Below are 12,699 nucleotides of genomic sequence, written 5' to 3'. Positions count from 1 at the left end.
CCACCCAGAGGGCGAGAGCGTCTTTTTAACTCTGGAAAACGAAACAAAAACGACTATTGGTGCGTTTCTGCACCATGCGTTTGTTGTTCCCCTCACTCCTCTTGAGCATCGGACTTCCCCTAGGGGCGGCACCGGTGGAAATGGAAGCTTTCGGGGACCAAGGGTCTTGGGTCCTTCCGGGAGGTAGGCGCGGCCTTGTGCTGGAAAAGGGGAAGACCGCCTCGGCTTCCGTCACCGTTCCCCAACTGACTGACAAGGAGAAGGATGCCCCGGGGAAATGGCAGGGGGTCCTCTCCGTGGATGCCTACGGCACGACGACCGGAGCCAAGGGCGCGGTGATCCTTGAAGCACTGGATCCCCGCAGCGGCCAGGTCTTCGCGAAAGGCGAGGCAGTGGTATCCGGTCTGGCTCCGAAGGATTCCTGGGCAGTGATCGCCTCGTCCTGGCAAGCGGGTGCCGAAGCCGAACGAGCCTTCGACGGTAATCCTGCGACCGACTGGCATACCCAACACGGCAGTGCCCAGCCTACCCCGCCACACTGGATCGGCTTGGAATTTTCAGCACCCCAAGCTTTGGAGGGGATTCGCTACCTCCCGCGCCAAGGTGGCTATGCGAATGGCGTCGCCAAGGACTACCGCCTCGAGATCCGTCGCCCGGGTAAAGACTGGGAAATCGCCGCGAAGGGAGAAACGGCGAAGGAAGTGCCGGACCAGCGGATGCCGCTGGTCCTGAAGCTCGCCGCGCCAACCGAGATCGAGGCCTTCCGGTTCGTCATCGAGAGTGATTGGAGCGGCGGCGGTTTCGGCACTGCCGGTGAAGTCACGCCGGTAGGGATCCAATTACCAAAGAAGAGCGAGGCTGCTCTGGCTCGCCAGCGTGTCTGGCTGCAGTTGCCTCCGGAAATGATGGCGCAGCTGGTGGACAAGACCTTCGGCCTCCGGGCGCGTGCCGGCCAAGGAGCTCCCGCGATCGTGGGGCTGCCCCATTTTAGCCGGGTGAATGAACGCCCGACCGAGCAACTCTTCGGTCGCTCGAACGGAGGCAGCGGGCCGGATCTCTTGGGCGCGGGACTGCTGGGCTTCGATGCCTTGACCGAGCACAAGCAGTCGGTGCTCACCGTGATGGAAGTCCGCAAGGGCAGCCCGGCGGCAAAGGCGAAGCTCAAGGAAGGCGATGTGATTCTTTCCGCAGGGAATCTGCCTCTGCCGGTCAATGATCTGGATCCCGGTTGGGGCTGGCTGAAGATCAGCCACGAGGCAACGCTGGGCCGCCAGACCGAGGCGGCGCTAAAGGCAGGCAAGCGCATGCTGCCGCTCACCGTCATGCGTGAAGGGGTCCCGACCGTCCTCAATGTCGAGCTTCCGCGTGCGAAGACCTTCACGACGATGAATCCGGCGAACGATCCGGAGGCAGCGCTGCTGCTGAAGGACATGATCGCCTTTCTCGAAAACACCCAGCGCGAGGATGGTTCATGGTCCGGCGATATCATCCGCACCACCTTCTCCTCGCTCGCCCTGCTGGCCACGGGAGAGAAGAAATACCGCAGCCGGGTGAAGAAGGCGGTCGATTGGTCCCTGGCCAAATATCCGAAGCCGGACGACTACGGGAACCTCGGCTTCTGGGCCGGAGCCTACGCGGGCATCCTCTACAGCGAATGGTATTTGCAGACGAACGACCGAGAGGTGCTGCGCCACCTGGATGCGCTGCGCGATTGGGCGATCGCCGGAAAGCATAACTCGATCTGGAATGTGCCCGCTCTCGGCCACGGCCCGAGTGGCCTGCCGTATGAGAACAAGGCGCTCGTCGCACCCGCCTGCCACCTCCTGCTCTACGAAGCGCTGGCCGAGCGTTGCGGGATGAAGTCCGGCATCTGGGAGATGATGATGCCCTACATGGAAATGGCATGGTCGAATCCAAAGGAAGGCGGTCACGGAGCACTGGGCTACAACCGCTCCTACAAGGATACCGAGGAGTTCTGGTCCCGCAGCGGCCTCTTCGCGATGACCGCGCATCTCCGCGGCGATCGCCTGGACATGCGGGATGCGATGATCGGCTTCATGGAGAAGCATCATCCCTGGCTGCGAAATAGCCACGCCTACGGGGAGCCCGGCGGCTCCTGGGGCTTGCTGGCCCTGAACCTGACCAAGCCCGAAGCCTTCAAGAGCGTGATGTCGGAATACACCTGGTGGTTCTCCCTGGCATGGGAACCGGGCTACGGCTTGCACTTCACCCAGCCGCACATGGGCGCCCCTTACATGGGCGAGGAAGATTTGATCAATGCAACCTATGCCTTGGTGCTCCAGGCACCGAAGCGGAATCTCCACATCACCGGTGCCCACTTCAGCGGCCGCTGATCTTTTCCCACCCTTCGTCCCTTCTCCACGACCATGCGTCATCTACTGCCCCTGATCCTCGCCACGGCTCCTGCCTTCGGGGCCATCAGCCTGCCCTCGAATGAAGCGGGCCTTGAATTGAAGGCCGAGGATGCAGCCACCCGCCGCGAGTGGGCCTTGGCTGAACTCGAACGTGCCGTCGGCGAGCGCGAGTGGAACAACCTCACCAATGGCCCCCGCTCCGCCTTCTTCCGGGAGATGCAGGGCAAACTGCTGGAAGAGCTGATGTTTTCCGGCCCCCTGCCCGAAGACGCGGGCAAGATGATGCGGATCGCCGAGAGCCTCTGGAAAGCCGATCGCTCCGGAATGGCGAACCGCCAGGAACTGACCACCGCCGCAGCTATCGCGCTGATGTATGCCGAGAAAGATTGGCCGGAAGATCAAGCCTTGGCGCGCTACCAGTATTTCCGCGATTCACGGAAGGCGGGAAAGCTGCACCCGGTTTTCGAAACGCTGGCGACTTGGGAGAAGCGCTTCGTCGTCTCCGCCGGCGGCAATGGCAAATGGGCCGGCAATGACGGCTGGGGCGAGCAGTCTCTGGTGTGGCTGCGCGACCATGTGAAGCTCCCGATCAAGGATTACACGGGCGCTTGCTGGCAAGCTCCCTACCACCTTGAGAACGTCTTCGGTGACTCGATCCATGGCCCGAAGTACTATGCTCCCTTCGAGATGATCCACGCCGAGCGGGTGCGGGATGTCGGCGGTGTCTGCGGCTCGCTTTCCCACTACGGAGCCACGGCCGCCCGCGCGAACGGTATCCCCGCCATCACCATGGGTGAGCCCGGCCACTGCGCCTATGCGGTCCGCACCGCACCGGGAGAATGGACGCCTGCTTACTCGCTCTCCTGGGAACGGGGCCTCCACACCTCGTTGTGGGGCCGGACTTGGACCCAGCTCGTCCTTCAAGAAAAGGTGCTCGGCGAGAAGTACGCCACCGATCGTAGTTCCATGCACCTGTGGCAGGCCCGCGCGCTCAAGGGCAAGAACCCAGACCTCGCCGACAAGGCTTATCGCAAGGCGCTGGAAGCCCAGCCACTCGATCAACCCGCGTGGATCGAGTATGTGAAATGGCTGCAGGAATCCCGGAAACTGGAGCCGCTCCAGTGGAAGAAGGTCCATGACGATGCCCTCGCTGCCCTGGCGAAGTATCCCGAAGCAGCCTGGGGAGTCGTGCAATTGGTCGAAGCCGCGATGATCAAAGATGTGCCGGCCGACGAACGCATCCCCTTCCTCCTGACCTTTCATAACGGCATCGCCTCCGAGAACGGACCGGTGATGTGGGACATGCCGAAGGCCCTCGACGAGCAGGCCAAGCTGCTGGGCAATCCATCCCAGGAGCTCGAGTTCTTCGAGCAGGTCGTCACCTTGCAGGCGAAGTCGGAAAGCTGGCTCGCACCGGTGGTGGAATGGGGCAGCCAGCGCTTCGGCAAGGGCGGCAGCACCACTTGGTTCGAAGCACTCGGCCGCGGCTTGGCAACGGGCAGCGGTGGCGAAGCCGGGGAAGCAACGCGCAAGGCCCTGCGCCCTGCAATCCTCGCCGCCGCGGAAACGGGCAATGTCGATGCCTTCCAAGCACTCGCAAAAGTCGTCACAACCGGCGACGCCCCGAAACTCCCTCCCCTTCCACCGTTTCCGGGAGAACTGCTTTCCGCGGGTGGCCTCATTCGCTTGTCCACCACCTCAGACTGGGATGCGCCGGAAAGCCATGCCGCCGTGCTGGAGGCCAAGGGCGGCCGCCTTCACACCGCCGCCGAAGTAAAGCCGCACGTGGTCGTGCGCCTGGCGAAGCTGGGAGAACTCTCCGGCATCGTGGTGGCGGATGCATCGGCTGGCTACAACGCCAGCCGCCTCGTCCCGATCAAGATCTCGATCTCCGAGGACGGCCAATCGTGGCAGGAAGTCTTCCGCTCCGAGAAACCCGGCGAGCCATGGCGCGTCGACCTCGTAGGCAAGGCACCTCGCGTCGCGTGGGTAAAGGTGGAGCGGGATGACGACCGCAAGGAAGTCTTCCACCTCTCCGCGATCCATGTCTACGGCCGCCGCTTGCAGTGAACCCCGGCCCTTTGATCCCCATTCCGATCTCCGCTCGTGAAACTTTTCCCGATCTTCTTCTTCGCCTCCGTCACCTTCGTCTCCGCGGCAGAGCGGATGGCCGACTACCCTGCCGCCCTTGAGAAGGCGAAATCCGGCGGCCAGGACATCGCCGTTCTCTTCCATGGCTCCGACTGGTGCCTGCCCGGCAAGAAGCTGGGCGACTACTGGAAAAGCGAGAACTTCGCGAAGTTCGCCGGAGACGACCTCCTCATCCTCGACATCGACCGGAAGGAGAGCCCGACGGCGGAAGACGAAGCCACGGCGAAGCGCAACGAGGCCTGCCAGATCAAGCCGCGCAGCCTGCCGGCAATCGCCCTCTTCGACCGCGAAGGCCGCCTCGTGGCCCTGCGCGAGGGAACCCCGGAGCTCGATTCGCTCGGCAAGCCGGAGCAGGCAATCCAGCGCGCCGTGGAGGTCCGGAAGAAGCGGGACGACTTTTGGAAAAAGGCGGAAGGTGCCCGCGGCCCCCAGAAGGCGGGCCTGCTCGCCAGCGGCCTCGACCTGCTGGGCTTGGGAACCGGTCCGAAGGAAGTCTACAAGCCGGTGGTGGAGGAAATGAAGAAGGCGGATCCGGAGGACCGCAGTGGCACCGTGGCCCGCTACACCTTCCCCGGCCGGAAACTTCTGGAAAAGGCCGTCGCGGAGGGCAACGAGAAGAAGTTCGCCGATGCGGACACCGAGATCGGGGGCTGGTTGAAGAAACCCCAGCTGACCAAGGATCAACGGCAGGAAGCCTTGGCAGCGAAGTTCGCGCTCTACCAGCGCTGGCCGGAGAAGAAAAACGAACTATCCGGGGTTCTGAAGGAGATCGAGAAGCTGGACCCGAAATCGGAACTCGGCACCGCCGCCAAAGCCTATCTGGCGATGCTGGCGAAGGAGAAGTGACGTCTCGCTGAGCCGCAAAACCGGGGCCGTCCCGATCGCTTCCCGGCAGCGGAGTTGCACCAAAGGGCAGAAAAAAGATGTAGCATCCGGCAGCAAGCGAGCTAACAACTACGTTGCTTTTTTCGCCGGAAAAGGGATGTCACGTCTTCCCCGCCCGATACGGTGAGGATCCGAGGACAACTGCTTTTTGCAGGCGTTTGACCGATCCATCGTATCATGAAAACGAGTTCCGTCGCCGGGCGCGTGCTGCCCCTTTGCCTGCTGTTGTCCGCAGCGCCTCTCTCCTCCCTCTGCGCTCAGGAAGCCACCGCTCCGGCGGTCCCGGAGGAAACCATGGACGCGGATGTCGAGTCGCTCGGCAAGGCCGCCACCCGTTTCGTCGCCGCCTTCAACCAGAAGGACGCCGCCGCAATCGCCGCCCTCTTCGTGGAAACCGGGGAGATCGTCACCCGCGATGGCGACACCATCCACGGGCGCGAGGACATCGAGGCACGCTACAAGGAAATCTTCGCCGAGGACGAAGTTCCGCAAATCGCGCTCGAAGCATCTTCCGTGCGAATGGTCGCGCCGGGCGTGGCGATCGAGGATGGCGTGATCCATTTCACCACCAAGGAAGATGAGCCGGTGAAATCGATCAGCTATTCCGCTACCCAAGTGAAACAAGCGGACGGCTCCTGGCTGATCGCCAGCACCCGCGACCAACTCGAAGTCACGCCGCCCTCGGAATACATCAAGCCGCTGGCATGGATGGAGGGAGAATGGACCTACGAAGGCGACGATGGGGTGACCATGGCCTTGGTTATGGATCTGGATGAGAGCGGCAACTACTTGCTCGGCGAGGCGGTGACCACCGACACCGATGGCGATAGCCAGAATACCAGCATCCGCATCGGCTGGAATCCCGCCACCTCATCCGTCTATTGGTGGACCTTCGACAGCGCCGGAGGCAATGCCTCGGGCCCTTGGACCCGCACGGCAAACGGCTGGTCGATCCGCACCACCGGTGTGACGGCGGATGCGGAAACGAACTCCGCCAGCCAGAAACTCAGCCGGGATGGAGACGATACCATCGTGTGGAATTCCACGGACCGGACGATGGGTGGCGATGCCCAGCCGGACATCTCGATCCGCTTCGTGCGGCGTGCGCCGGATGCGGACCCGGATCCGGTGGCGGCAGCCCCTGACGACAATGGGGACGCTGAGGAGGCTGCCCCTGAAAACGAAGCCCCCGAAGGCGAATGAACTTCAACCCGAACTCTTCCCAGCCATGAAAAAGCTCGCACCATGGGTCGTCACGATCCTCGTCTCCTCCTTCTTTCTAAACGACGTCCAAGCTCGAGGAGGCGCTGAAGGCCGCGGAGGTGGAGGACATGGACAACGCGGCGGCGGTGGCGGTGGCGGTCGACAGGCCAATCGCAGCCCGATGACCGGTTCGAAAATGAGCCGCCCTGCCCAACAACCCCAGGCAAGGCCCGCCCAGCGTCCTCAACAAAGACCGGCCACACGCCCGGGAGCGGGCGGAGGAGGCAGGCCGCCCGGCGCTGGTGGTGGTGCCAATGTTCGACCCGGTGGAGGTGGTGGCGGTAGGCCGGGAGCTGGAGGAGGAGGCGGTGCCAACGTTCGCCCCGGTGGCGGTGGTGGTGGCCGGCCGGGAGCCGGAGGAGGCGGTGCCAACGTTCGCCCCGGTGGCGGCGGTAGTGGCCGGCCAGCAGGCGGAGGAGGAGGAAACAACATCCTGCCAGGTGGTGGCGGCGACAACAGGCCCGGCGGTGGTGGAAATCGCCCCGGCGGCGGCGGCAATGTCCGCCCCGGCGGTGGAGGTGAAGGACGCCCACCCGGTGGCGGCGGAGGCAATAACTTCAGGCCTGGCGGTGGTGGCAACAATCGCCCGGGTGGTGGCGATGGACGCCCTGGAAACAACGTGCGCCCGATGCCCCTTCCCGAACGGCCGAACACGAAGCCCGGCCATGTGAACTACCCGAAGCCGGGCACCCGGCCGAACTGGGGCAACAATAACAATAACACCGTCATCCGTCCGGGCGGCGGCAATACGGTGATTCGTCCCGGCGGCGGCAATACGATCATCAACAACCGCCCGGTGATCAACCGGCCGAACATCAATATCAACAACCGCCCGGGGAACCGCCCGCCGAATTGGGGCAACAACTGGGGAAGCTGGGGCAACTGGAACCGCCCGGGCCGCCCCGGTGGCAACGTGAACATCGGCAACAACGTCAATATCAACGTTAACAACAACTTCCGGAAGAACGTGAACTGGGGTTACCGGCCCAACTACTGGGGCAACCGGCCTTGGTGGAATGCCAACAACTACCACGGCTGGCATCACGGATCCTGGAACTACGGCTGGAACAAGCGCTGGTATGGCCACTACGGCTACTATCGCCCGCGCCCATGGCCGGGATACGTTGTCGTGGATCATCACAACGACTTTGCCGAAGGCATGGCATGGGGGCTGGCCGCGTGGGGACTGGGGAATCTGATCTACAACATCGGCTACCAGAGCTATCACAATCCATACCCCGCACCGCCGGTGCAGAGCGGATCCACCACCATCATCAATTACAGCGAGCCGCTCAGCGTGAGCGCCGGCAAGTTGCCCCCGGGCGACGAGAAGGCGGAAGACACGGCCCAGGAAAAATCCAGCGCCGCGCTGGAAGCCTCCCGCACCGCCTTCAAGCAGGGCGACTACCTCGCCGCACTCAAGTCGGCCGATGAATCCCTCGTCGCCATGCCCGGCGATACCGCGATTCACGAATATCGGGCACTCATCCTCTTCGCGCTCGGAAAGTACGGCGACGCCGCCGGCGTGCTGAATCCGGTGCTGGCTTCCGGCCCCGGCTGGGACTGGACGACCATGACCGGCCTCTATGCTTCGCAGAGCGTCTATACCGACCAACTCCGCAAGCTCGAGGACTTCTCCCGCGCAAAGCCGGAGGATGCCTCGGTTCGGTTCCTGCTGGGCTACCACTATCTGGTTTGCGGTCATCTCGATCAGGCCTACGCGCAATTCGACCAAGCCGCGAAGCTCCAACCGGCCGATACCGTCTCCGCCCAGTTGCGGGATCTCTGCAAATCCTCGGTAACGCCGGATGATGGCGATACCAGCGAGGAAGCGCCACCGGTGGAAGCGGACAAAGAGGCACCGCCGCCGGTCGAAGCCGGCAAGCTGGTGGGCACTTGGGTCAGCGACCGCGGCGATCAGGGCAAGGTCACCCTGAAGCTCGGCGAAGACGGCAAGTTCATCTGGGCTTTCAACAAGGGAGATCAAAACAATGACCTCACCGGCACCTTCACCATCGATGAGAAGGGACTGCTGGTTCTCAACTCCGATGACTCGCAGATGATCGGAGAGGTCAAGCTGCCTGCGGACAACAAGCTGAATTTCGTTCTGGCCGGGGGACCGCAAGGCGACCCCGGACTGAACTTCGACAAGTCCTCCTGAAGCGATACCGCGAAGTCAGAGCGGGCCTCTCGCAAGGGGGGCCCGCTTCTTTGTCGAAGCTTAGTTTCTCGAGCGGTGGCAAAGCTCGAACCGGTTGCCACAGGGGTCCTCAAAGAAGACCGCGTAATAGTGCTCCGCCTCGTAGCCCGGCCCCTCGATATTCCGCGCCCCGATCCGCCTCAACAAGTCGCCCACACGATCCACCTCCGCCGCTGATTCTGCCCAAAAAGCGATGCGGCTTTCCCCGGGTTGATGAGTGGCAGATTCCGTCACCGCGAAATAGTCGGTCACTCCTTCTCCCTCGAACTCGAACTCGAGCCACTTCTCGCTGCTATCTTCACGGCGGAACCCGAGGACGGGAAGCAGCGCTTCATAAAAAGGCCGCGCCTCGGCAAGGCTGCGGACCCGCAAATCGATATGATCGTAGCGGCGCTTCATTCCCCAGAAACTGAAGCGGCGGCATAAGGGTGAACGAGACCCTTTTCAGCGATCCCCTTTTTTTCGAAGGCCCCAGATCCGCGCCCCGGCGCCGATCAGCTCGACACCGGGGAGAGCGGGAGGGCCGGATCAACGTCCGGGATGAATGCGGGTGATCTTCGTGCCTTTCAGGCCGAGGCCGCCCATCAGGCCTTTTTGGTCGAAGACATAGGCATACACGCCTTTGTTGACGGTGGTGGTGGTCAGATTGGTTGCAGCACCTTTGTCCACGACGACGAGGCTCGGGCTGCTACCCACTTCCCAACCGGCGGCCCGGTCCAGATTCGCGACATCGCTTGGGCTCATCAGGAACAGCGCATAGCCGTACTTCTGCACGCCAGCCTGCAGGCCCCACGAGGCACCGGCCGTCTGGTAGTAGCCCTTCACGGAGCCGCCGCCTTTTCCAAAAAGGGCACCGTTTCCTCCCTCAGCCCCGATCACGAAGCCGCCCTTCATGATGTGGGGAAAGACAAGAATCCCGGAGGCCTTCTGGCCCAGCCGCTTTGCGGAGGGGTTCGAGGCATAGAGACGGTTCAGCGCGGTACGCGAATCCGAGCTGATCTGGCTCGCACTGGCATTGGCCGCATTTGTTTGGGTCACGGGTTCGTGCGCGCAATTGCTCAGGAGAGCACCTGCCGCTGCGAGGATGGATAGACGCGCTATCAAGGTCAGTTGTGTTTTCATAGGCAACCTGACACGTTAGATGGAGGTGTCGGACATTGCAAATTCCCATTTTGCTTAAGCCGTGCAGAAAGCCCGGCGGCAGAAGACCATCATTATCGCCTCACCCTCCCGATGATTGAAACACCCGGCCATGCCCGCGGAGGTGAAAAAAGCGAACTCAAGAAAGAAACTACCTGAATATCCACTGCCGCTCCCGCATCTTATCTCGAAGAGAAGAAGGCGGGCAAGATGGCCTGCTTTTCCGACCGAGTCATCAAACCCTCCGTACGATGAAAACGAAGCTCTTGATCGTCCATCTGGCGATCCTCTCCCTGTTCGGGAGCGACTTGGCCGCGGCACAATCAAGGGGCCAGAATCGCGGCCAAGGGGGCGGTCGGCCTTCCATGGCGCAACGGCCCTCCGTCGCATCACGTCCATCGGCACCATCACGCCCCGCCGCGCAATTTCGCCCGGCTCCCCAGCGGCAGATTCAACGCCCCGCTCCGCAGCAGTATCGCCCAGCTCAGCGTCCACAGGTCTCGCGGCCCTCGCAAGTCAGGCCGGCGCCTCAATACCGGCCGACGGCTCGTCCAACCCAGCGCCCATCCGCAACAACGCGTCCCTCGATACGGCCGACTCCTCAGCGGGCACCGCAAGCCCGGCCGAGCTCACCACCAAGAACACCATCCACCCGCCCGACCCCAAATGCAGGCGGGAATAACATCCGGCCGGTAATGCCGAACTCGCGGCCGGGGCCGACATCGCGACCGGACATCGTCAACAGACCGAGGCTCACCCCGGGCATCAACCCGAATCCAGTCACGCGTCCCGGCATCGGCACCGGTACCGGCGGACGCCCCTTCAATCTGACGCCAGTCAATCCAAGCAACGGAGGTCGGGCCGAGAATGTGGTAAACCGCCAGCGACAATTCCAACGGAACACCCTGCGTCCGGGCGGCGGCATCGCGAAAATTTCCCGGCCGATCATGCGACGCCCGACGGAGAGATTCCTGCCCGGAACCGCTGCGAATATCCGCTCCCGTCCCGGTTGGCGCAACCAGTGGGGAAACTGGGGTAACTGGCCTTCACGGCGCATGATGGCCGGAGTCGCCACGACACGAGGCTTTGATGCGACCTCGATCGGGAGGAATTACCGGCGCTGCCTGAACTGGAGCTATCGTCCGAATTACTGGGGCTGCCGCCCATGGTGGGCTTCCACGGCCTGCCACAGCTGGCACTACGGATCTTGGAACTATTGCTGGACGCCGTACTGGTACCGCAACAATTGCTGGTACTATCCGCGTCCTTGGCCCGGCTATTCGACCTACTATTACCGTCCGGTTTCCTGGGGTCTGGTGTGCTGGGGCCTCGGCAGCTTGGCCTACGACAGCGGCTACTACACTTACGAAAATCCTTATACGCCCGAACCCTACACCTACGGCGATACGGTGATTCGTTACGAGCAGCCGATGTCGGTGACTGCCGCGGAATATCCGACCGGCGACGAAGCTGCCAGCGATCTGGCAGCCACCCGCTCGGCGGAAGCGCTGGATCGTTCGCGCGACTCTTTCCTCCGCGAGGACTATCTGGCCGCACTGAAGGAAGTGGACGAAGCCATCTCCTACCAGCCGGGCGACAGTGCCCAGCATGAGTACCGGGCGCTGGTTCTTTTCGCGCTCGGGAAATATGACGATGCGGCGGGAGTACTGAACCCGATCCTTGCCTCGGGACCCGGTTGGGACCGGCGCACGATGATCGGCCTCTACCGGACGGAGGGCGCCTATCTCGATCAACTCGCGAAGCTGGAAGCCTACGTGCAGGCCAGCCCGGGCCGCCCGGCACCGCGCTTCCTGCTCGGCTACCACTATCTCGTGAACGGCCGTCTTTCCGACGCGGAGCGGGAGTTCGGCGAGGTGACCCGCCTGCAGCCATCCGATAGCATCGCGCGGCAATTGCGGGATCTCGCGAAGAGCTCGACGACGGAGGATGTCGAGAAGCAGGTGGACGGAACCGCGCCCGAAGCCGCGGACAGCCCGGCGGTGGAATCGCTTTCAGCGGGACAGCTGGTGGGAACCTGGACCAGCAACCGCGGCGAAAATGGCACCGTGGTGCTGAGCCTGCGTGAGGATGGCAGCTTCAGCTGGATCTACACTCACGGCGAGAAGAAGACCGACTTGAGCGGGACCTACGAGATCGATGACCGCGGCCTCCTGGTCCTGAGTTCCGAGGACGCACAGATGGTTGGCCGGGCCACCTTGCCCGAAGCGAAGAAGCTGACTTTCGTGCTGGAAGGAGGACCTGAGGGAGACCCGGGAATCAGCTTCGTCCAGACACCTTGAGAGACCTTTGGTGGTTGTGGAAGAAGCCCGCTTTCGAAAGGAAGCGGGCTTCTTTTTTGCACACGGATGGAGATCTCGCGGACGTGAAAGAGGCTTATGACAAAATCGTCTCCAGCATGAAAAAGCGCGTCTTCGCGGATGGGATAACGATCACGCGCCATTGCACGAAACCTCGCGGGCACGGGGCCCGGAAAGCCGCATGCAGCCTCGATCCTGAGCGCTTGACGTCCGCGATCCCATGAGTGGCGCGGGCCGCAACAGGTTCCACTGACGGAACTGGTTCATTGACACGGGTTTTTCGACCGCTAGCCTCGCGCGTCCGCGCCCCGGGGGCCCGGCGAGTTTTCGCCGTCCTCACGCGCCTTTCCTACAGTCAACCCACCAC

8 protein-coding genes are annotated in these 12,699 nt (G+C 62.9%); 6 read left to right on the top strand and 2 right to left on the bottom strand.

What is annotated here, in order from left to right; genetic code table 11:
- Positions 1-74 precede the first annotated feature (74 nt).
- The 5 genes from HHL09_RS16045 (at position 75) to HHL09_RS16020 (ending at position 8,835) form a co-directional block, all read left to right on the top strand.
- Positions 75-2,354 (top strand): DUF6288 domain-containing protein, encoded by a 2,280-nt coding sequence (locus HHL09_RS16045; protein ID WP_169455635.1) that lies wholly within the window; start codon positions 75-77, stop codon positions 2,352-2,354.
- 33 nt (positions 2,355-2,387) lie between these two features.
- The gene (locus HHL09_RS16040) at positions 2,388-4,445 is read left to right on the top strand and encodes a hypothetical protein (RefSeq protein WP_169455634.1); all 2,058 of its coding nucleotides are present in this window, start codon (positions 2,388-2,390) and stop codon (positions 4,443-4,445) included.
- 36 nt (positions 4,446-4,481) lie between these two features.
- The gene (locus HHL09_RS16035; protein ID WP_169455633.1) at positions 4,482-5,372 is read left to right on the top strand and encodes a thioredoxin domain-containing protein; all 891 of its coding nucleotides are present in this window, start codon (positions 4,482-4,484) and stop codon (positions 5,370-5,372) included.
- Positions 5,373-5,588: 216 nt separating this feature from the next.
- Positions 5,589-6,614 (top strand): YybH family protein, encoded by a 1,026-nt coding sequence (locus HHL09_RS16030; protein WP_169455632.1) that lies wholly within the window; start codon positions 5,589-5,591, stop codon positions 6,612-6,614.
- A gap of 25 nt (positions 6,615-6,639) precedes the next feature.
- Positions 6,640-8,835: a tetratricopeptide repeat protein gene (locus tag HHL09_RS16020; protein ID WP_205760857.1), complete on the top strand. Its 2,196-nt coding sequence runs from the start codon at positions 6,640-6,642 to the stop codon at positions 8,833-8,835.
- Positions 8,836-8,895: 60 nt separating this feature from the next.
- Here the strand turns inward: HHL09_RS16020 and HHL09_RS16015 are convergent, their stop codons facing one another.
- A complete protein-coding gene (locus tag HHL09_RS16015) occupies positions 8,896-9,273 on the bottom strand; it encodes a VOC family protein (RefSeq protein WP_169455630.1) in 378 nt (125 codons plus the stop codon).
- A 129-nt stretch (positions 9,274-9,402) separates the two neighbouring features.
- The gene (locus HHL09_RS16010; protein ID WP_169455629.1) at positions 9,403-9,996 is read right to left on the bottom strand and encodes a lipid-binding SYLF domain-containing protein; all 594 of its coding nucleotides are present in this window, start codon (positions 9,994-9,996) and stop codon (positions 9,403-9,405) included.
- Between the two features lie 713 nt (positions 9,997-10,709).
- On the opposite strand from HHL09_RS16010, the gene HHL09_RS16005 reads away from it, so the two are divergent.
- Complete coding sequence (locus tag HHL09_RS16005; protein WP_169455628.1) at positions 10,710-12,314, top strand: tetratricopeptide repeat protein; 1,605 nt, start codon at positions 10,710-10,712, stop codon at positions 12,312-12,314.
- Positions 12,315-12,699: the final 385 nt, after the last annotated feature.

The organism is Luteolibacter luteus (genome assembly GCF_012913485.1).
GTDB classification, from domain to species: domain Bacteria; phylum Verrucomicrobiota; class Verrucomicrobiia; order Verrucomicrobiales; family Akkermansiaceae; genus Haloferula; species Haloferula lutea.
Note: the sequence above shows the minus strand (reverse complement) of the source record. Positions and strands in the feature narration are given on the sequence as shown.

What these genes read in the sequence shown, in the direction of transcription:
- HHL09_RS16005 (WP_169455628.1), top strand. Translation starts at nt 10,710, where the DNA reads ATGCCGAACTCGCGGCCGGGGCCGACATCGCGACCGGACATCGTCAAC.
- HHL09_RS16015 (WP_169455630.1), bottom strand. Translation starts at nt 9,273, where the DNA reads ATGAAGCGCCGCTACGATCATATCGATTTGCGGGTCCGCAGCCTTGCC.
- HHL09_RS16040 (WP_169455634.1), top strand. Translation starts at nt 2,388, where the DNA reads ATGCGTCATCTACTGCCCCTGATCCTCGCCACGGCTCCTGCCTTCGGG.
- HHL09_RS16030 (WP_169455632.1), top strand. Translation starts at nt 5,589, where the DNA reads ATGAAAACGAGTTCCGTCGCCGGGCGCGTGCTGCCCCTTTGCCTGCTG.
- HHL09_RS16020 (WP_205760857.1), top strand. Translation starts at nt 6,640, where the DNA reads ATGAAAAAGCTCGCACCATGGGTCGTCACGATCCTCGTCTCCTCCTTC.
- HHL09_RS16010 (WP_169455629.1), bottom strand. Translation starts at nt 9,996, where the DNA reads ATGAAAACACAACTGACCTTGATAGCGCGTCTATCCATCCTCGCAGCG.
- HHL09_RS16045 (WP_169455635.1), top strand. Translation starts at nt 75, where the DNA reads ATGCGTTTGTTGTTCCCCTCACTCCTCTTGAGCATCGGACTTCCCCTA.